The 20,210-nt window shown below is 44.1% G+C and carries 18 protein-coding genes and 2 tRNA genes (1 of these 20 cut by a window edge); 14 read left to right on the forward strand and 6 right to left on the reverse strand.

Translation table 11 applies throughout. From position 1 onward, the window contains the following. Window positions 1-3: the beginning of an iron-sulfur cluster biosynthesis family protein gene (locus tag IGJ26_RS03155; RefSeq protein ID WP_008376995.1), read on the reverse strand. Its footprint begins 354 nt before the window's first position; the window shows 3 of its 357 coding nt (coding positions 1-3); its start codon is at window positions 1-3; its stop codon lies off the left edge, out of view. 391 nt (window positions 4-394) lie between these two features. On the opposite strand from IGJ26_RS03155, the gene IGJ26_RS03160 reads away from it, so the two are divergent. Continuing rightward, complete coding sequence (locus IGJ26_RS03160) at window positions 395-829, forward strand: universal stress protein (RefSeq protein ID WP_005237544.1); 435 nt, start codon at window positions 395-397, stop codon at window positions 827-829. Between the two features lie 691 nt (window positions 830-1,520). On the opposite strand, the gene IGJ26_RS03165 is transcribed toward IGJ26_RS03160, so the two are convergent. Further along, window positions 1,521-1,593 (reverse strand) — tRNA-Thr (locus IGJ26_RS03165). 194 nt (window positions 1,594-1,787) lie between these two features. Between IGJ26_RS03165 and IGJ26_RS03170 the strand changes: the two genes are divergently transcribed. Further along, window positions 1,788-1,861, forward strand: a tRNA-Asn gene (locus IGJ26_RS03170). 114 nt (window positions 1,862-1,975) lie between these two features. Here IGJ26_RS03170 and IGJ26_RS03175 read toward each other — a convergent pair. Together IGJ26_RS03175 and IGJ26_RS03180 are read right to left on the reverse strand one after the other, a co-directional pair. Further along, a complete protein-coding gene (locus IGJ26_RS03175; RefSeq protein WP_008377002.1) occupies window positions 1,976-3,364 on the reverse strand; it encodes a hypothetical protein in 1,389 nt (462 codons plus the stop codon). Then, the gene (locus IGJ26_RS03180) at window positions 3,361-3,750 is read right to left on the reverse strand and encodes a GntR family transcriptional regulator (RefSeq protein ID WP_005237540.1); all 390 of its coding nucleotides are present in this window, start codon (window positions 3,748-3,750) and stop codon (window positions 3,361-3,363) included. The genes IGJ26_RS03175 and IGJ26_RS03180 overlap by 4 nt, the downstream gene beginning before the upstream one ends. A 164-nt stretch (window positions 3,751-3,914) precedes the next feature. Here IGJ26_RS03180 and IGJ26_RS03185 point away from each other — a divergent pair, with 164 nt between their 5' ends. The 6 genes from IGJ26_RS03185 (at window position 3,915) to IGJ26_RS03210 (ending at window position 10,671) form a co-directional block, all read left to right on the forward strand. Further along, window positions 3,915-4,931: an acyltransferase family protein gene (locus IGJ26_RS03185; RefSeq protein WP_008377006.1), complete on the forward strand. Its 1,017-nt coding sequence runs from the start codon at window positions 3,915-3,917 to the stop codon at window positions 4,929-4,931. 119 nt (window positions 4,932-5,050) lie between these two features. Further along, window positions 5,051-6,379, forward strand: coding sequence for an aminopeptidase C (locus IGJ26_RS03190; protein WP_008377008.1), 1,329 nt, complete (start codon window positions 5,051-5,053; stop codon window positions 6,377-6,379). 344 nt (window positions 6,380-6,723) lie between these two features. Beyond that, window positions 6,724-8,112 carry an L-cystine transporter gene (locus IGJ26_RS03195; RefSeq protein ID WP_010747447.1) on the forward strand — a complete coding sequence of 463 codons (1,389 nt, stop codon included), beginning with the start codon at window positions 6,724-6,726 and terminating at the stop codon, window positions 8,110-8,112. A gap of 158 nt (window positions 8,113-8,270) precedes the next feature. Beyond that, window positions 8,271-9,050: a tyrosine-protein phosphatase gene (locus IGJ26_RS03200; RefSeq protein WP_420658145.1), complete on the forward strand. Its 780-nt coding sequence runs from the start codon at window positions 8,271-8,273 to the stop codon at window positions 9,048-9,050. A 16-nt stretch (window positions 9,051-9,066) separates the two neighbouring features. Beyond that, on the forward strand, window positions 9,067-9,897 hold the full coding sequence (locus IGJ26_RS03205; protein WP_194188748.1) for a fructosamine kinase family protein: 831 nt from the start codon (window positions 9,067-9,069) through the stop codon (window positions 9,895-9,897). Window positions 9,898-9,912: 15 nt separating this feature from the next. Continuing rightward, window positions 9,913-10,671: an acyl-ACP thioesterase domain-containing protein gene (locus IGJ26_RS03210; RefSeq protein ID WP_413135396.1), complete on the forward strand. Its 759-nt coding sequence runs from the start codon at window positions 9,913-9,915 to the stop codon at window positions 10,669-10,671. Window positions 10,672-10,721: 50 nt separating this feature from the next. Here IGJ26_RS03210 and IGJ26_RS03215 read toward each other — a convergent pair whose 3' ends face one another. Further along, window positions 10,722-11,690, reverse strand: a complete 969-nt coding sequence (locus IGJ26_RS03215; protein WP_005237533.1) for an asparaginase — start codon at window positions 11,688-11,690, stop codon at window positions 10,722-10,724. A gap of 88 nt (window positions 11,691-11,778) precedes the next feature. Between IGJ26_RS03215 and IGJ26_RS03220 the strand changes: the two genes are divergently transcribed. The 3 genes from IGJ26_RS03220 to IGJ26_RS03230 all read left to right on the forward strand — a co-directional run bounded on the left by IGJ26_RS03220 (window position 11,779) and on the right by IGJ26_RS03230 (window position 14,113). Further along, entirely contained in the window at window positions 11,779-12,609 is an 831-nt protein-coding gene (locus tag IGJ26_RS03220; protein ID WP_008377017.1) for a DUF72 domain-containing protein, read from the forward strand. 8 nt (window positions 12,610-12,617) lie between these two features. Next, a complete protein-coding gene (locus tag IGJ26_RS03225) occupies window positions 12,618-13,478 on the forward strand; it encodes a Cof-type HAD-IIB family hydrolase (RefSeq protein ID WP_016611697.1) in 861 nt (286 codons plus the stop codon). A 104-nt stretch (window positions 13,479-13,582) separates the two neighbouring features. Continuing rightward, window positions 13,583-14,113, forward strand: a complete 531-nt coding sequence (locus IGJ26_RS03230; RefSeq protein WP_005237530.1) for a haloacid dehalogenase — start codon at window positions 13,583-13,585, stop codon at window positions 14,111-14,113. Between the two features lie 71 nt (window positions 14,114-14,184). Here the strand turns inward: IGJ26_RS03230 and IGJ26_RS03235 are convergent, their stop codons facing one another. Next, window positions 14,185-15,534: an aspartate kinase gene (locus IGJ26_RS03235; RefSeq protein ID WP_016611695.1), complete on the reverse strand. Its 1,350-nt coding sequence runs from the start codon at window positions 15,532-15,534 to the stop codon at window positions 14,185-14,187. A 358-nt stretch (window positions 15,535-15,892) separates the two neighbouring features. On the opposite strand from IGJ26_RS03235, the gene ezrA reads away from it, so the two are divergent. The 3 genes from ezrA to thiI all read left to right on the forward strand — a co-directional run bounded on the left by ezrA (window position 15,893) and on the right by thiI (window position 20,199). Then, window positions 15,893-17,614 carry a septation ring formation regulator EzrA gene (gene ezrA, locus IGJ26_RS03240; protein WP_016611694.1) on the forward strand — a complete coding sequence of 574 codons (1,722 nt, stop codon included), beginning with the start codon at window positions 15,893-15,895 and terminating at the stop codon, window positions 17,612-17,614. Between the two features lie 186 nt (window positions 17,615-17,800). Continuing rightward, window positions 17,801-18,943 carry a cysteine desulfurase family protein gene (locus tag IGJ26_RS03245; RefSeq protein WP_034872411.1) on the forward strand — a complete coding sequence of 381 codons (1,143 nt, stop codon included), beginning with the start codon at window positions 17,801-17,803 and terminating at the stop codon, window positions 18,941-18,943. Between the two features lie 47 nt (window positions 18,944-18,990). Then, entirely contained in the window at window positions 18,991-20,199 is a 1,209-nt protein-coding gene (gene thiI / locus IGJ26_RS03250; RefSeq protein ID WP_430599854.1) for a tRNA uracil 4-sulfurtransferase ThiI, read from the forward strand. Window positions 20,200-20,210: the final 11 nt, after the last annotated feature.

A 20,210-nucleotide genomic window follows, 5' to 3' on the forward strand; every position in this document is an offset into this window, starting at 1 on the left:
CATTTTGCATGATCTCCTTTTTGAAACGAGTGAGCAGCAAGCTGTTCGTTTCGATAATTGTTGATAAACCAAGTGTATCACTCCTCTTAGGGATGTGACAGCAACTTGCTTTTCAACAAACCAAGCTTAAAGTTTTAGCAAGAAAAAGGCGATAATACCGATTATCAGCAAGAAAAGCCCTAAGTACAAGAGCACAGTGACTGCAGCATGGAAAAAAGAGCGCATTTCTTTCACCTCGAATCATTGTTCTTCTTATTTTACTGCATAATTGCGGAACCAAGTAAGGACCTTCACAAATCTTAAAGGAAGTTTTAGGTCTCTTAAGAGTAGACCTCGTCCTTTTTTGTAACGCTTCCATTTTTTGTGGTAAAATAAAGAAAAGGAGGCGATTTGGATGTTACGTAATTCTCAAAATGTACTTGTAGCCTTAGATGGGTCGGATCAGTCAGAAAAAGCGTTCCAAGAAGCACTCGCGATTTGCCGTAGGAACAAAGCCAAATTGTATGTCCTCTCTGTTATCAACAATGCTGAGTTATCCACAAGTGCCTATGCTTTTGCGAAAATTTTTGATCAAGAAAAATTACGTGTGGAAACGGATATGTTGAAAAAAATCTATGATGCCAATCAACATGGGGTGGAAGATGTTGAGGTGATCGTTGAAGTCGGTGATCCAAAACGTTTTATCATTCATGCAGCGACTGAATTGTATCCAATTGATTTGATCGTTATCGGTGCAACTGGTAAAGGCACATTGACCCGAGCTGTCGTGGGCTCAACCACCGATTATGTCGTTAATCATTCGAAATGTACGGTGCTGGTCGTGAAGTAAAAATTTAAATTAAACGGAAAAATATGTTATTTTTTAAGTCAGCATAAGGCATATCCTTTCAAAAAAATTCAGTTTAGTTGAAAAATCTGCTCTCTTAGCTTTAGGAGAGCGGGTTTTTTGTTGTAAAAAAGAAGTGCCTAAAATTGAGCTGTGAGTAACGATTGAAAACCCATTTTAATCTTTTTAACAAAGAATAACTATGTAAATTGAACAAGTTTGACCATTAGAAGAGAAAGTTTGTTACACTTTTAATAAGCAAAGGATGTAGGAAAAGTATTGGAGAGAGGGGCTGATAATTTACTGAGTTTCCATGATTCAGCTGGTTGCAAGTGGCTATCATTGGAAAGGAGAATGAAATGAAGCGTGTTGCAGAAAACTATTAGGTTGTTTTTTCGATTCTTTTGCTGAGTATATGGTTAGGCTTGATCCAAGTGAAGGAATATTCGCAAGAAGCAGTCCTGTCGATCATTTACTTTATTAATCTTTATACGCTCTTGTTCAAATTTAAAGATGCAGCGAGAATGGTGAAAGCCGTTGTATCTTTCGTACTATTGGGTTTTACGATCTTATTTCTTTTGTATATCGCAAGTAATTAGAGGCAATACGAATTGTTAACTTTAGAAATTATCGCTATATATTGGGAATTAGATGTACAAAAAAAGACAACGTTCGACAAACGTTGTCCTACCAAAGCCACTTGACGGGCTTGAACCGTCGACCTCATCCTTACCATGGATGCGCTCTACCAACTGAGCTAAAGCGGCGTGTTATTTAACACAAGATATAGAATACCGTAAAGGCGCTACTTTGTCAATGAGATTTTCGGATATTTCTTGAGAAAAACGCTTTGCGGGAAGGGAAGTTTCTAAAAGGGGATTTTCTTGAAAAAAAGGATCAAAAAATTGATTTTTGCTCTTGCTAAATTATCTGACTATTTGGTATAGTACAGATAGATTCTTCCGGCATAGCTCAGTTGGTAGTAGCGCATGACTGTTAATCATGATGTCGTAGGTTCGAGTCCTACTGCCGGAGTATCAAAAACGACCTTCGTTTCTGAAGGTCGTTTTTTTGTTGGAAAGAGTCCGTTCTTTTGTTGGTTGTGGATAGCCTGGGGATAATGGGTTCCCCAGTTTTTTTCCAGAACACTCACTCCGCTGAGGAAATCTTCTGTACTAGTTCCTCGTATAAATCCGTCGTTTCGGCGGCTTTTTTATTTGTGTAAAAAACGATTGGGCCATCGTTAGTAGTGACTTTTAAAATGGGCGTCACCTTTGTGTCGACGAACATTCTGGCAGGCTCACCGGCAACGGTAAACTGACCGATTTGGTAACTGGCGGTTCCTACACCCATGGTACGAACACGAGGCGATGGCAAAGCTTCGATCAATTCCACCGTTTCTATATCTGCCAAAGAGACCGTTGTTTTCCCGGTCATTGGTGCATCAAAGGTGACTTCTTGTCCTTGCACTTCACCGGTGATCGCATCAGGAGCGAAATCTAAGCGGTACATTGGAATGATTGTACCGACCATTAACACAAGTAAGAAGACCGCGGTGATGCCTGCGACGATTTGTCCGCTGCGTTTGCCTAAATTGATGCCGATATTCATCCCAACACGGTCAGGAACGAACAGTCGCGCATCATTAGGATTGATGTAAAAACCATATCGCCAGTAAGCATCTTCGCCATAATAGCGCGGTTGTGCTGCCGGTTCTAAGAGCTGATCTTGTTTTTTACGCAGATCTAGCAACAAGAAGAAGGTAAAGACGATCAAGAAAACCACCAAAACAACAAAGAGCACTAAGAGGATAGTACTGAATGCTCCAGTGGCGGACATGGACGCCAGCGGGACAGTCAATAAGAGCAGTGTAATGGTACAAGTGACAGCGATCAATAAGGACCAATAGCGCTTTGTTAAATCATTGATGTGCTGGTCGATAGCTGAATCACCGCTGATCCCGCGAACGGGTAAGCGGCTGATGATCACCCAGAGATAGAGGAACAGCGCAAAAATTGCTAAGGAGACACCGCCCATCAAGTATCCTGTAGAAAGATCAGGCAACTGCCATGCTTGGTACAAACTGATCATCAACAAAATCCCCGCAGGAACGAGGCTATACCACGGCAGCATCCGCTTATTTTTGGTTTGAACGAGTTTCGTATCGATCCGAATCGGATCGATGGGTAGTTCCCATCCATTGGTAAGGATCAATTGCCGCATTTTTCCGATGTAATGTACTTGCACCAAGTAAGCTGTCCCCAGCAAAGCGGCCATATAAAGCCAGAACAGGGTAAGGATGATGGAGTCAGATAAATTGAACAAAAAAAGGAGACTTGCTACACTAAATGTACCAACGACTTGTAAGATACGCTTGCGAAATTCTGTGATCAAGCTGTGGACGCTAGGATCATCCAGATGCTCAGGGGCAAGGGTATTTTCGAGTAAAACATTTTTGTGGGGTTTACTGATCAAGCGTAAACCAAATGCGGTCGTCCCACAGAGGACGAGGGCAATAATGAAAAAAAGATAAGTCATTTGCATTCATTCCTTTCAGGAAATTGGTCCAGAAGTTGTTGAACATCCGTTAAAAGCGCTTGCTTGCTTTTGCCGTGTAAGAGAGCGGTTGCTAGCTGTAGCTGTAAGTTTTGGCGATACTCCGCTTCTTGTCCGGAAGTAAACGGTGGTGGCGCGGCAACGGCGGTTCCTTTGCGGCGATCTGTGACTAACAAGCCTTCTTCTTTGAGGGAATTGTAGGCTTTTGAGATCGTCATGGTATTGATGCCGATCTCTTCGGCTAATTGACGGACGGATGGCAGCAATTCGCCAGCGGCCAAATCGCCTTTTGCGATACCGACAATGATCTGTTCCCGCAACTGCTGGTAGATGGGTTGGTTGCTTTGGGTTTGAATATCAAATATCATCGAAAACAGCTCCTTTGTATTATATATATTAATACAAACTATACAAAATAGCAACTGGTAATCAAATGAACAAGAATCGTTAGAAAAAAGTAAATAGCTTGTTACAGTTCTGTTTCATGGATCAGGTATCCTTTGACAGATACAACTTAGAGGAGGAACTTTTTATGAGCCAATCGCAAAGAACGGCTTACTTTGATAATGCAAAATTTTTACTGATGATCTTGGTCGTCTTCAGTCACTTGCTGCAGCCTTTTATCGGCGATCAGAAGTTTTATCATGACCTATATTATTTTATCTTCACTTTCCACATGCCAGCTTTTGTTTTTCTGGCTGGGTACTTTGCCAAACCGTTGACGAAGGGACACAAGCTTCGTGAGTTGATGAAAAAGTTCTTGCTGCCTTATGTCTTCTTTCAGGTGTTTTACACCGTCTATTACTGGTTGATCGGTCTACGGGAGTCGCTAAAAATCCAACTGTTGAATCCGCAATGGGCACTTTGGTTTTTGCTTAGCATGTTCTTTTGGCAGCTCTCGCTGTTGATCTTTCAAAAAATGTCCAAAAAGCAGGCGATCCTGCTGAGTATTGGCTTGAGCATCTTTGCTGGCTACGTGCCGTTTTTAAATCAAGTGTTGACCTTGCAGCGGACCTTTGTCTTTTTGCCGTTTTTCATTATCGGGTTTTATTTTCCCAAAAATGAGATGCGCTTTTTATTGAAACCAAAGATTCGAACCATCAGTTTGCTTTTCCTACCGATCATCTACACCTTTATCGCGTTTTTTCATGGGATGAACAAGTACATGGTTTTTGGTTCCAAGCCTTATGACGATTACTTGAGCTATCCGTTGTTCGGCGGTCCCTTGCGTGCGGTCTTTTTCGTGATCGGGCTGATGGGGATCATCGGTTTTCTGAGCCTCGTGCCCAGAGAGCACCTATTTTTTACGAAGTGGGGCAAAAACACACTGCTGGTCTATCTTTTACAGGGGATCTTCATCAAGGGCTTGCGGGCATTAGCCATCACCGACTTGAATCTGTCGGTATTAGGCTTTGTGACGTTGGTGTTAGCCAGTGTTTTACTGACGATCTTGCTAGCTAGCCGCCCGATCCGCTTCCTGTATGCACGATTTGAACGAGGACTATCCTTTGTTTTACTTGGCTTTTTGCTTTTGATGCTAACCCTTTAAATCCTTGATACGAGCAACCGCTCTTAGAAAGATGATTTTTTCATTTTTCTAGGAGCGGTTGTTATTTGAGAGGCAGAGGCGTAAAATGGAAGGAACGGAAAGTGAAAGGATGAAGAAATATGTCAGAAATTTCAAAAAAGACCACCGCTGCCTTTGCGCAAGCGTATCAAGAAAATAATAAACAAACGGCACTGCAACGGAGTGTTGTGAAAAATGGGATCACCGCTTCTGCAGAAAACGTGTCAGCAAAAGTCAACAATGTGCCGGTTTTCTCAGTCGATGTGACAACAGGGAAAGTCTCAAACCAAAAACAATCAGGCCGCTGCTGGATGTTTGCCGCATTGAATACATTCCGTCATAAGATGCTGAATGATTTCAATTTAAAAGAATTTGAATTGTCGCAAAACCATACCTTCTTTTGGGACAAATACGAAAAAGCCAACTATTTCTATGAAAATATTTTAGCAACTGCTAACGAACCTTTAACAAGTCGCAAAGTTGCTTTCTTATTGCAAACACCACAACAAGATGGTGGGCAATGGGACATGATCGTTTCGATTTTCCAAAAATATGGTGTCGTACCAAAAACGGTCATGCCAGAAAGCAGCAACTCTTCCAATTCTCGTGACCTAAACAATTACTTGAACAAAAAACTGCGTAAAGATGCGGTTGCTTTGCGTCAGCTAGTGGCTGAAGGCAAAACAGCTGAAGACATCCAAACAGCCAAAGAAGCGATGTTGGAAGACATTTATCGTTTCTTAGCGACTTCTTTAGGCACACCGCCAGAAACCTTTGATTTTGAATACCGTGATGAAGACAAAAACTATCACATTGATCGCAACTTAACACCACAAAGCTTTTATGAAAAATATGTCGGGGTGGACCTTGACGATTATGTCAGCATCATCAACGCACCAACTGCCGACAAACCTTACAATCAATCGTATACCGTAGAAATGCTAGGCAACGTGGTTGGCGGCAAAGAAGTCAAATACTTGAACGTCGATATGCCGACCTTCAAAAAATTAGCGATCGCTCAATTGGAACAAGGGGAGTCCGTGTGGTTCGGTTGTGATGTCGGTCAATCTTCTACCAGAGATACTGGGATCATGGCATTAGATGCCTATGATATCAACGACTTATTTGATATCGACTTTACGATGACCAAAGCAGAACGCTTAGATTTTGGCGAAAGCTTAATGACCCATGCGATGGTCTTGACTGGCGTTGACTTGATCGACGGCGAATCAACCAAATGGAAAGTCGAAAACAGCTGGGGTGAAAAAGTCGGAACGAATGGCTTCTTCGTCATGAGCGATGCATGGATGGATGAATACACCTATCAAATCGTGGTTCGCAAAGAATTCCTGACAGCAGAACAATTGGCTGCCTTTGAAGCAGAACCAACGGTCTTAGCACCTTGGGATCCAATGGGCGCTTTGGCGTAAGTCAGCAATTTCTAATGGCCGACTGAATATTTACTGAAAATTTTCAAAAAGACGAAATAAAAAAATAACGAACCAGTTGCCGCAATCCAACCGTTAGGAAAGCAGAAATCCTAGCAGCATGGGAGTGTGGCAACGGTTTTTTTTAATTTACTGACAAAAAAGCGGTACCATCCCAGAAAAGTGGGAACTTATTTATTGTAAGATGAAGCAAACTTCTTTAAAATGGAATAGTCACTAATGATGCCACACGTCTCATTAGAGTGAACTGTTGAAGAATGGTCACTGGGAACCTTTACTTCCTCTGACAGACTTTGTCATGTTTATTGAACAAAAGGAGGATTCAAATGACAAATCTGTTAACTATTATTGTTGTTCTACTTTTTGCTGCCCTTATTTATGGGTTCTACTTATTGCAAAAGCGTCACGTGAAGTTTTCAACGCGGGTCTTTGCGGCGTTGTTCGTCGGGATCGTTTTTGGTGGTGTGCTACAGCTGATTTTTGGGACAGGCTCTGATGTTGTCACGCAAGCTCTTGACTGGATCACGATGGTCGGTAGCGGCTATGTGGCCCTCTTGCAAATGCTGATCATGCCCTTGATCTTCGTTTCGATCGTTGGTGCTTTCACCAAGATGAAAGAAAGCGAAAAAATCAAGAAGATCAGTTTTACGGTTCTTGCGACTTTGCTAGGGACAACGGCGATCGCTGCCTTGATCGGGATCGTGATGGTCATGGTCTTTGGTCTTGACGGTGCCAGCTTTACCGAAGGAGCAACGGAAACAGCGCGGATCGCAGAATTAGCGGAACGTTCGACACAAGTCCAAGATCTATCGATCCCACAACAAATCGTTTCTTTCATCCCAAGTAATGTCTTCGCCGACTTTGCTGGTACTCGTTCGACAAGTACGATCGGTGTCGTGATTTTCTCAGCCTTTGTTGGGATTGCCTTTCTTGGTGTCAAACGCAAATCACCGAAAGAAGCGGAAACTTTTGCGAATTTGATGGACAGCTTATATAAAATCGTGATGCGTATCGTCACGTTAGTTTTGCGCCTGACACCTTATGGGGTTTTGGCATTGATGACTAACGTATTAGCTTCAAGTGATTTTGAAGCCATCTTGAACTTAGGGAAATTTATCATCGCTTCTTATGCCGCTTTGATTTTGGTCTTACTCGTTCATTCATTATTGCTGATCGCTGTACGGGTCAATCCAGTAACGTATTTCAAAAAGGCTTTTCCAGTCTTGAGCTTCGCCTTTACTTCTCGTTCAAGTGCCGGTGCCTTGCCATTGAACATCGAAACCCAAACCAAAGCGTTAGGTGTTGATGAAGCCACGGCTAACTTTGCAGGCAGCTTTGGGTTATCGATTGGTCAAAACGGCTGTGCGGGTGTTTATCCAGCGATGTTGGCAACGATCGTTGCACCAACGGTTGGAATCAATGTCTTTGATTGGCAGTTTATCCTGCTGTTAGTTGCCGTTGTTACAATCAGCTCATTCGGCGTTGCCGGTGTCGGCGGTGGCGCAACTTTTGCTTCATTGATCGTCTTAGGCTCAATGAATTTGCCGATCGCCATCGTAGGCTTAGTTATTTCCGTTGAACCATTGATCGATATGGCACGGACACTTGTTAATGTCAGCGACAGTATGGTTGCTGGAATGGTGACCAGCAGCCGTATCAACGAACTGGATCGTTCGATCTTAGATGATTCTGCGGCCGTGATCGAAGCCGAGTAGAAAAGGTTTTATAATAACCGAAAGCAAAGAAAGACTACGTGTGGTCTTTCTTTTTTTTTCCGTTAAAGCTCAGCTTGTAGAAAAATCTAGGTTTCAGTGCCCTTAATAGCGAAGTTTCTGCTATACTTTTAACTAGAACATCGCGGGAGGGATAAGCAATGACACAATTGATTCAACTAGAACGAGCGGCAAACGTCAGAGAACTTGGCGGCTATCAAACGAAAAACGGCACGACGATCAAACGAAAAAAATTGATCCGCAGTGCGGCGATCAATGAATTGACTGCTTCAGATCAAGCAGTACTGGCAAACTATGGGGTCAATCAGGTCATTGATTTTCGCTCCATCGCTGAAGCCAATGCACAGCCTGATCGACCGATCGCCACAGCAAAGCAGCTTTTTTTACCTATTTTCAAAGAAGACGAAACGATGGTTTCCTTGTCGCCAGAAAGCTTGAAGCAGCGCTTGGAAGATGGGGAAGATGCCGAAGAGCAGATGAAAAAAGTCTACCGTCACTTTGTTGAAAGCGACTATGCCCGCCAACAATATCGGCAGTTCTTTGATCATGTGATCGACAATGCAGAAGGTAAAGGAGCAACCTTGTTCCACTGTACCGCGGGCAAAGATCGCACAGGCTTTGGCGCCTTTTTATTGCTGCATGTGTTGGCGGTGGCACCAGCGACGATCAAAGAAGATTATTTAGCGACCAATCGCTATCTAGCCCCAATGCTAAAAGAAAAATTTGCCCCAATGACCCAGCATTTGCCGCAAGAGCTGTTAACGGCGATCACGGTTTTGATGAGTGCCAAAGAGAGTTTTCTTGAGGAAAGTTTGGCTGCAATCGATCAGCATTTCGGTTCGGTCGATCAGTATCTTCTGCAAGGACTAGGGGTGACGAAAGAGGAACAAGCGTACTTGACTGCCCAACTGACTGAGTAAAGAAAGGGAGATCCGTATGGAGGAAGCATTGTTCGCAGCAATCGGGATGACCGGCTCGCTAACGCCCATCAGTGGTGGGGATGTCAATCAAACGTATCGTTTCACGACAGCAGAAAATCGCTATTTTTTAAAGACCCATCCTCATGTTTCATCGATGTTCTTTCAAGCAGAAATCAACGGCTTAGCTGAATTAGCCCCTTTCGTGCGGGTGCCAAAAATCGAACGTCTCGGTCAGACCGAAGAGGGGGCGTTTTTATTGATGGAATGGATCGATAGTGGGGAAGGACAGCAGCGGCGCTTAGGCCAAAGCTTGGCTCGGCTTCATCAGCAGACGCAGGAGACTTTTGGTTTTTACGAAGACAATTACATCGGCTTTTTGCCGCAAGTCAATCCGAAAACCACCGATTGGCTTGATTTTTTCACAGTCTGCCGTTTGGATGTGCAAGTCGAATTAGCTAAGCTGGGTAATCACTGGCATGCCAAACGGGAAGCCGCTTATCTGCGTTTGAAAGAATTTTTGCATGAGAATTGGCGTGATCGCAGCGTCACACCTGCTTTATTACACGGTGATTTTTGGCGGGGGAATGTGCTGTTCGATCAACAAGGAGAACCAGTGTTTCTTGATGCGGCAGTCGCCTATGGGGATCGAGAGATGGATATTGCGATGTCCCAGCTTTTCGGCGGTTTTCGTCAGGAATTTTTGGAAGGCTATCAAGAAGTCTATCCATTAGATGAGAATTGGAAAGAGCGACTGCCAGTGTATCAATTGTATTATTTATTGGTCCATTTGAATCAATTTGGCGAAAGTTATGGACCAACTGTCGATGAAATATTGAGTCGTTTTTAGGAGGCAATTAGAACTATGGCAGCAAAGTATCAAACCACGCATGAAGTGGCGTATTATGAATGTGATGTCAACCAAACGATGACGTTTCCAGCCATGCTAGGCATCGCCATCAAGACATCAGAAGAACAAAGTGCGACGTTAAACCGCGGACCGGAAGTCATCGCTAGTTATGGCTTGACCTGGATCATTACCAGCTATCACATAACGGTAACTCGTTTGCCGCGCGTAGGGGAGCAGATCCAAGTGGCGACCCAGGCGAGAGAATACAATAAGTTTTTCTGCTACCGTTACTTTTGGTTATTGGCAGAAGACGGAACGGAATTGGTCAAAATCGAAGCGGTTTTTGCGTTGATGGACCCGGAGACGCGCAAAGTCAGCAGTGTTCCGGATGAGATCGTGGTACCTTTTGGCAGTGAAAAAATTAAGCGAATCAAACGCTATCCGAAGATCACCCCTATCACGCAAGGACAATTTTTGCCGTATCGGGTGCGTTTCTACGATATCGATAGCAATCAGCATGTCAACAACGCCATGTATTTCAATTGGCTGATGGACGTCTTAGGCTATGAGTTTTTAACAAAACATGAAGTGACACAAGTGACGATCCGCTTTGATCGGGAAGTTGCTTACGGCCATTTGATCGAAAGCCATTTTCAAATCAATGAAAAGACAGTCGATGAAGCCGGCGAGGCTGTGCCGCTGCAAACGATCCACGAGATCAAGATCGGTGAGGATACTTACTGCGAAGCCATCTTTACTTGGCGAGAAAAATAAAACAACCCTTTTGCCTCCGTTAACGGAATGGCAAAAGGGTTTTTGTTTGGTCAATTCTCCATGAAATCAGGTAGCTCATCCATGGTCAACCCACGGTTTTTCGCTATCAACAATTTGATGCGGGCTTTTTGGCTATTGATGCTATTGCAGAAAATCACCCCAAGAGCTTGCAATTCGATCCCGCCGCCTAAGTAGTCATAGACCGGCTCGGCAACTCCGTTGAAGCAGCGAGAAACTAAGACGACCGGAATGTTTCTAGCGATCAGTTTTTTCAAAGGCTCAATGGTTTGAGGCGGCAGATTGCCAGCGCCTAAAGCTTCGATCACTAGTCCATCGATCAGCGAGTCGGCTAAAGCATCGAACAATTCCCCGGTCATCCCAGCATAGGCTTTGACGATCGGAAACAAACCATCGACACGATCAACATCCAAATGGCGGTTATTTAACAGCTCTTGCATAAACAAGATTCGGTGCTTTGTGACTAAGCCGATCGGACCTAATGTCGGGGTGCGGAACGTCGCAATATTGGTGGTGTGGGTTTTCGTAACATAACGTGCGGAATGGATCTCATCGTTCATGACGACTAAGACACCTTTTCCTATGGCATCGGGGGACTTGGCGACCCGAATCGCACTTTCAAAGTTATAAAGCCCGTCACTGCCGATTTCATTACTTGAGCGCATGGCACCAGTCACCACGATCGGTAACTGACCGCCGATCGTGGTATCTAAAAAGAAGGCCGTTTCTTCCAGCGTATCGGTTCCGTGAGTGATCACGACCCCATCGACACCGCTTAAATGCGCCAGCTGGATACGTTCTTTCAGCTGCAGCATTTCTTTTGGCGTCATATGAGGACTAGGAATATTAAAAATGTCTTCGACGATCAATTCAACATCGTCATCAATGTGGATCGGTGCATCCATCAGCGGATTGCTGACATCGGGGCTGACGCCGCCTGTCAGGGTATCTTCTTTCATGGCGATGGTGCCGCCAGTGTGCAACACGAGAATTCGTTTCATTTTTTCATCACCTGCAATGATTTATTTACTCTTAACTCAAAACTATTGTATACTATTAAAATAAGAAAACAAGGAGCGATGGAAAAAAATGATTCGAATTGGTTGTACCACATTTAGTGAACATGGCAGTCTCGTGCAAAGAAAAAACTCGAAATTATTTGAGTATGCCCGTTATTTTCCGTTAGTTGAGCTGGATACCACCTATCATTTTTTGCCAAAAGAAAAAGACGTGCGCAATTGGTTGACCCAGATTCCCGAAAATTTCCGTTTTGTGTTGAAAGTCCATCAAAGTGTGACCACCCAAGGGGATTTGCCAGATCAGTTGACCATGACCGAAGCGCTGCAGCTTTATAAAGAAGCGATCGCGCCAATGGTAGAAGCGGGCAAACTGTTTTGCCTATTGGCGCAATTTCCCAACAGCTTTAAATGTACGAAAGAAAATGTCGCCTATTTAGATCAAGTGCGAGAATGGTTTGCGGGTTACCCAGTGGCGATTGAGCTGAGAGACAGCAGCTGGTATCAGCCGAAACTGTATCCGGGAATGATCGATTATATGAAGCGAAAACAGTTTTCCTTAGTAGTCGTTGATCAGCCGAAAAAGCTATCGACCACGATTCCCCTTGATCCAACCGTGACCAATCCTGCGTTTGTCCTGTGCCGTTTTCATGGACGCAACGACAGCGGCTGGACAGCGACGGGGCCAGATGCCAAAAATCTGCGGACCTTGTATCGCTATGACCAAGCCGAACTAACGGAGTTAAAACAAGCGATTCAAGCCATCGAAGCCAATGCCAAAGAAGTCGCAGTGGTCTTCAATAATAATGCCGGTCGTGACGCCGCTGACAATGCTCGCGCATTGATTGATGCGCTGCAGATCGATTACGAAGCATTAAATCCTAATCAGTTGAAATTATTTTGAGGAGTCATATGATAAAAGCAATCTTTTTTGATATTGATGGCACACTGATTGCCAGTAACGGCAAGGCGCTTGCCAGTACCCGTGAAGCCATCAAACAAGCCCAAGCCAATGGCGTCCTCTGCGGCATTGCCACCGGACGTGGTCCGGTTGATTTAGAGAAGGTGATCGATTACTTGTCGTTAGACATGTTTATCACCTATAACGGCCAATATGTTTACACGAAGGAAACCTTGATTTATGCCAAACCTTTTCCAAAACAAACGCTGGAAGCGATCGTAGAATACGCCGATGAAAATTATCGTCAAGTCATGTTTGGCGGAGAAACGCAAGTGGCTGGCAGCTTGACGATCCGTTTAAGCCAATCACCCGTCATGCAGCGCTATTTGCGCTATGTACCGAAAAAATTTCCCGTCGGCTTTTTAAAGAAAGTCTTGCAGCGCTTCAGTCCCAATCGCAACGCCAAACGTTATGAATCATTGGACATTTTACGAGAGCCAATCTATCAGTGCATTATGCTGAGCCCTGAATCAGAGCGCGAAAAATTACGCTCCAAGCTGCCGCAATGTGATTTTAAGCGATCCAATGCCTATTCTGTTGATATCGTGCCGAAAAACGGTTCGAAAATCAAAGGGATCAAAGAATTTTTGGCCTATGAAGGGATCGCGATGGAAGAAGCGATGGCCTTTGGGGATCATTTTAATGATGTGGAAATGTTAGAAGGTGTGGGGATCGGGGTTGCGATGGGCAATGCCCAGCCCATCACCAAAGCCAGTGCTGACTTTGTGACGGACACCAACGATCATGACGGCATCAAGAAAGCCTTGATCCATTTTGGGATCATTGCCGAGGATGCCCAAGCAAGGGATTGAATTAAAAAAAATAAACAAGGTGTAGCCAATCCATGAAGCAACGTAGGAGACAGCGCAGAACCATGAAACAGAACCATTAGAAAAAGCAGAAAGAAGCGAGAGAAATGAGTCCATTTGAAATGACGGAAGAGTTTCATAAAACCTTTGATCCAACACGACCGCCATATCCACAAGCTTTTTCAGCGGAAAAAGCCCAGTTTCGTGCTGGTTTTAAAATTGAAGAATTAGTTGAGTTCCTTTATGCTGCCAGCAACAATGACGAAGAGACCTTTCAAGCAGGGTTGACCCATTTGCATCAAGCGATTGATCAAGCCCAAGCCAAGCTGGCTGCCAAACAACAGCCTGTCAGTGATTCCCTAGTAGAACAAGTCGATGCGCTCTGTGATCTGCTGTATTTTACCTATGGCTCTTTTTCACTGGTAGGGGTCGATCCAGCGCCGATCCTGGCTATCGTTCATGACGCCAACATGGGGAAACTTTTTCCAGATGGGCAGCCCCATTATGATCCTGAGACCCACAAAGTCATGAAGCCTAGCGATTGGGAAGAACGGTTTGCTCCTGAACCGCGAATCAAGGCAGAAATCAAACGCCAATTGGCACAAAAACAAGCGCAAGCCCAAGAATCGTCAGAATAATAAAGAAACGTGCCAGTTGCCCGTTCCGATTGCTTATCAGCAAAAGGAGTGGTGCAACTGGCACGTTTGGTTTAATCAAAGAAAGTGTAGTAAAGGGTTCTGACAGCGGCTTTTTCTTGTTCTTTGTGGATGCCGAACATGATGCTGACCTCAGAGGACCCCTGGTTGATCATCTCTAAGTTGATATTTTTTCGCGCAAGGGCAGCGGTACTGTCGGCAGTGATCCCGACTCTTTGACGCATCCCTTCACCAACGACGACGACCATGGATAGATCGTGGGTCATTCGCAGTTCATCGGGATCGATCTCGTAGGCGATCTTGCGCAGCAGTTCTTCTTCCAATACTGGATTCAACTGGTTGGAGCGCATAATGATCGAGATATCATCGATTCCTGAAGGCATGTGTTCATAATTTAAATCAAATTCCCGGAAAATCTCTAAGACCCGTAACGTGAACCCAACTTCGCGGTTCATCAAGTATTTGCGGATATAGATCATACAAAAGCCTTCGTCACTGGCAACGCCGATCACCGGCTGATCCAAATTGTCTCTTTGGTTGGTGATCAAGGTGCCGGGATGACTTGGGTTATTGGTGTTTTTGATCACCACGGGAATTTTCGCATGGTATGAAGGCATCAACGCCTCATCGTGCAACACAGTAAAGCCGGCATAAGACAGCTCCCGCATTTCTCGGTAAGTCACTTCTTTGATGGACTCTGGATGATGAACGTAGCCTGGATGAGCAGAAAAAATCCCATCGACATCGGTAAAGTTTTCGTACAATTCTACTTGCAGACCAGCCGCCACGATGGCACCAGAAATATCAGATCCCCCTCGAGAGAAGGTACAGATTTCGCCGGCTTCTGTGTAACCAAAGAAGCCAGGAATCACTAAGATTTCAGGACTATCACGCCATTGTGCGATCTTAGCGTACGATTTGTTCAAGATACGGGCGTTTTGGGGTTCATCCGTCACTAACAACCCAAGTTCTTGCGGATTCATGTAGCGAGCAGCTAACCCACGGCTTTGTAAAATCCCAGCGATCAATTTGGCATTGTTGTCTTCGCCGCTTGCCAAGACCGTGTCATAAAGATGCGGATTGTCTTGGGTAGGCAACGTTTGAAAAGCCGCCAATGATTGCCAGATGCGGTCTAAATGGACTTGTTCGATACCAAAGGGGGCGGCGATCGCTGTATAGCGCGCATAGATTTCTTCTATTAAATCAGTAATTTCTTCTTGGGCAGACAGACGGGTACAGACTGCTAGTAACAGATCGGTGACTTTCTGATCGTCGCTGGAACGCTTACCAGGCGCTGAGACAACAACAAACCGTCTTTTAGGATCACTTTCAATTATCGCAACAACTTTTTCGACTTGTTCGGCTGAGGCAAGGGAACTGCCTCCGAATTTCGCTACTTTCATTTGACATTACTCCTGTTCAAGCTTTTTACTAGAGTACAGTTTCAATAGGGAGAAATCAAGCGGTTTCTTGAAAAAAATCGGAAAAATCAGAAAAAAAGTCACTTGTTGATGTAAATTTCACGATTTGTTTTCATTATCGATGGAAAAGCCGTGAATGATTTTATTCGATGCGAAAAAAGTCGATCTTTTTTGCCTCAATCTAATGCTTGATTTTTTTCTTTATGCTATAATCTAGCGTAGATGCTTTTTTATAAAGGGACTGTCTGTCCTTTTTATACTCAATGAACTTATCAATCAATCTGCTGATCAGCAGATTTTAGACGAAACATGTATATTTGAAAATTGGAGGAACCACAAAATGGGAACTAATATCATCTTTGGAATTGTCATTGCCATCATCATCATCGCAGCGGTCTTGTATGCAATTGGCTTTTTCATGCGGAAGAAAAACCAAGAAAAGCTAAATGACTTGGAAAAACGCAAAGAAAATCTGTTTGACTTACCGGTGATCGAAGAAGTCGATGAAGTAAAAAGAATGCACTTGGTTGGTCAAAGTCAAAACACCTTCCGTGAGTGGAACCAACAATGGACAGATATCTCCACAAAATCTTTTGCTGAACTTGAGAGTCAAATCTTTGAAGTGGAAGAACTAAACGAACGCATCCGCTTTTTCAAAGCAAAAGGGGCGATCGTTCAAGCGGAAGCGACCATGGATGAGATGGAACGCCAAGTAGAAGAGATTCGCGCCGGCTTGAAAGAATTACGAGAAAGTGAAGAACGAAATTCACTGGAAGTCCAAAAAGCGTTGGACGTTTACGAAGACTTGAAGAAGAAGCTACGGGATCAAGGCGAAGAATTCGGTCCTGCTTACAATGAGCTGCAAAAACAAATCAAAAACATTGAAATTGAGTTCACCCAATTTGTTACCTTAAATACTTCAGGCGATCCTGTGGAAGCACGGGAAGTGTTAGACCAAGCAGAAAAACACACCTATGAAGTAGAAGACTTAATGAAACGGATCCCAGCGGCCTACGAAGAATTAAACCGTACCTTCCCAGATCAGTTGAAAGAAATCCAAGATGGCTACAAAAAATTATTAGAACAAAAATATGTGTTCCCAGAAGCAAACTTCCAAGAAGAAATCAACCGTGTGAAAAAACGAGTTGAAAACTCCATGAACGATCTAGCGAAAACAGAAGTCGCTTCCGTTGAAGTGGCAAGTCGTGATACTGCAAGTGATATCGATGCCTTGTATACGGTGATGGAACGTGAGATCAATGCCAAGAAATATGTCATGAAAAATCGCCAAATCATTGAAGACTATATTGACCACGCAACGAAGAACAACCGTCAGTTGTTGATCGAGTTGGATCATACGGCACAAAGCTATACATTGAATCATAATGAGTTAGGTCGCGTCCGTGGTTTCCAAACGGAAGTCGACGAATTGGCTCGTCGCAATAACGAGTACCTACCACAATTAGAAAAGCACGAAATTCCTTATTCAGAAGTGCAAAGCTTCTACAAAGATGCCTACAAGATTTTGGATGATGTGGAAAGCCAGCAAGTCGAAATCGATGATTCCCTTGCGGAATTACGTCGTGGCGAAAAAGTTGCACAAGAAAAAGTGGAAAGCTTCGAATTCCGTCTACGCAACTTGAAGCGGTTTGTTGAGAAGCAACGCTTACCTGGTTTGCCAGGTGAGTACTTAGAATTCTTCTTCGTGGCAACAGATCGGGTGGAAGAACTAGGCAAAGAATTGAACAAGATTCGCATCAACATGCAAGAAATCAATAAATTGGTTTCTGTCTGTGAAGAAGATCTTGATCTTTTAGATGAACAAACGAAAGACTTGGTGGATGCTGCGGCATTGACTGAGCAAATGATGCAATATGCCAACCGTTATCGTCATTCTCATCCAGATATCAAGGCAGCGATCGACAAATCACTTTACTTGTTCAGTAAAGAATATCGCTATCAAGATGCGCTAGATGAAATCGGCACAGCGTTGGAACGAGTAGAACCAGGTGCCTTCAAAAGGATCGAAAACTTCTACTTCAATAACCGCGACTTAGTATAATACGAAAGCCAGCAGTGAAAAACTGACTGGCTTTTTTCATGGAAAGAATGGCTCGCTGCATGATTAACGCTTACGAAGGAAGGGAAAGTTTCCTTTAAATAAAGCCAAAGCCAGCGAGTCACCTTGAAACTCAGCCCAAGAGCAGTTATAATGGGAAAGAATTTTTTTAGAGAAAGGGTCCTATCATTGATCTATTTTGACAACAGTGCAACAACCGCTATTTATCCACAAGCTTTAAATACATATGTCCAAGTCAGTCAGCGAATCATCGGCAATCCCTCAAGCTTGCATGATTTAGGAAATCAAGCCAATCGCCTGCTACAGCAATCACGTCAGCAGATCGCCGATCTGTTAAACGTTTCTTCCAAAGAGATCGCATTTACCAGTGGGGGGACCGAAGGAGACAACTGGGTCATCAAAGGGACTGCTTTAGCGAAAAAAGCCTATGGGAATCACCTGATTATTTCCAGTATTGAACACCCTGCCGTCAGTGAAACAGCGGCTCAATTAGCCGAATTAGGATTTGAGGTCAGTGTGGTCCCTGTTGATGCTCAAGGCTTTGTCAACGTGTCAGAATTAGCAAACATGATTCGCAAAGAAACGATTTTGGTTTCGGTGATGGCGGTCAATAATGAGGTAGGATCGATTCAACCGATCCATGAGATCGCAACCGTGTTGGCGGACTACCCAACGATCCATTTCCATGTAGATGCCGTCCAAGCCATCACAAAGGTCCCGCAAGAGCAATGGTTCAATGAGCGAGTCGATTTTGCCGTGTTCTCTGCACATAAATTTCACGGACCTCGTGGCGCCGGCTTTATCTATTGGAAACAAGGCCGTAAGTTGGCGCCATTGATGACTGGCGGTGGGCAAGAGCAAAACCAGCGCAGCGGTACCGAAAATGTACCAGCAATCGTTGCCATGGCAAAAGCCCTGCGTTTAGCGACGGAACACAAGGCTGAAAAGCCGAACCATGTTCAATTATTAAAAGGCTATTTGCAAGAAGCACTGGCTGGCTATGAGAAAGTCACGCTTTTTTCTGGCACTGAAGGGTTTGCGCCACATATACTTTGTTTCTCATTAAAAGGGATCAGAGGAGAAGTCTTAGTCCATGCCTTTGAAGAAAAGCAGATCTATCTTTCGACGACGAGCGCTTGTTCCTCTCGTAAAAAGATGGCCAGCAGTACGCTTCATGCGATGCACGTTCCGGAACAGTTAGCGACATCCGCTGTTCGTATCAGTTTAGATGAGAGCAATACAATGGCAGAAGTCGAGCAGTTTCTAATCGTCTTCCACCAGTTGTACCAAAAATTTTCGAAAATCAATTAAGCACGACATAGCACTATAAAATCAATCCAAATCAAAGGAGTTTTCTCGTGAATTATTCAGAAATCATGGTTCGTTACGGCGAACTGTCAACAAAGGGCAAAAATCGTCGTAGTTTTATTATGCAATTAGCTTCAAACGTCAAACGTACCTTAGCCGATTATCCCCATGTCAAAGTTCATGCCGAGCGAGATCGCATGCACTTGCTATTGAACGGTGAAAACAGCCAAGAGATCATTCCTAAGCTGCAAAAAGTCTTTGGGATTCAAAACTTTTCCCCTAGTATTCGGGTTGAAAAAGACATTGAGTTATTAAAGAAAGCCGTTAAAGACGTTATGGCAGAGATCTACACCGGTGTTGAGACCTTCAAAATCACAGCTAAGCGCAGCGATCACTCGTTTGTGCAAGATAGCAACCAGTTGAATTTGACCTTAGGTAATGCGGTGATCGACCGTTTTCCTGATATCAAAGTCCAAATGAAAAAACCAGACATCAATCTGCGGGTGGAAATACGGGTCGATGGCGCCTATCTGTCCTATGAAACGATCCAAGGAGCAGCCGGCTTACCCGTTGGCACCAGCGGTAAGGGAATGTTGATGCTTTCTGGTGGTATCGATTCGCCAGTTGCAGGCTACTTTGCCATGAAACGCGGTGTTGAGATCGAAGCAGTCCATTTTGCAAGTCCTCCTTATACGAGTGAACAAGCATTACAAAAAGCCAAAGATTTAACGAAGAAGCTTGCTCCTTATGTGGGAAGCATCCAATTTATCGAAGTTCCGTTTACGGAAATCCAAGAAGAAATCAAAAACCGTGTGCCGCAAGGCTATTGGATGACCATCACCCGTCGGATGATGCTGCGTTTGACAGATGCGATTCGTGAGGCTCGTCACGGTTTGATCATCTTAAACGGCGAATCATTAGGACAAGTCGCTTCACAAACTTTGCATAGTATGGTCGCCATCAATGAAGTAACCAATACGCCGATCGTGCGCCCAGTGGCAACGATGGATAAATTGGAGATCATTGAAGTTGCCGAAGCCATTGATACCTTTGAATTGTCGGTTCAGCCGTTTGAGGATTGCTGCACAATCTTTGCACCTCCTCAACCAAAGACGCGCCCAAGACTGGATAAGGTACACCAATATGAAGAGCGTCTCGATATCGAAGGGATGATGGAACGGGCGATGGCTGGGTTGAAACTGGAAGTAATCACGGCAAATCAAGAAAAAGCAGCAACTGAATTCGCTGAATTCTTATAATAAACTCTCTT

The organism is Enterococcus sp. AZ095a (assembly GCF_050546735.1).
GTDB classification, from domain to species: Bacteria; Bacillota; Bacilli; order Lactobacillales; family Enterococcaceae; genus Enterococcus_D; species Enterococcus_D entomosocium.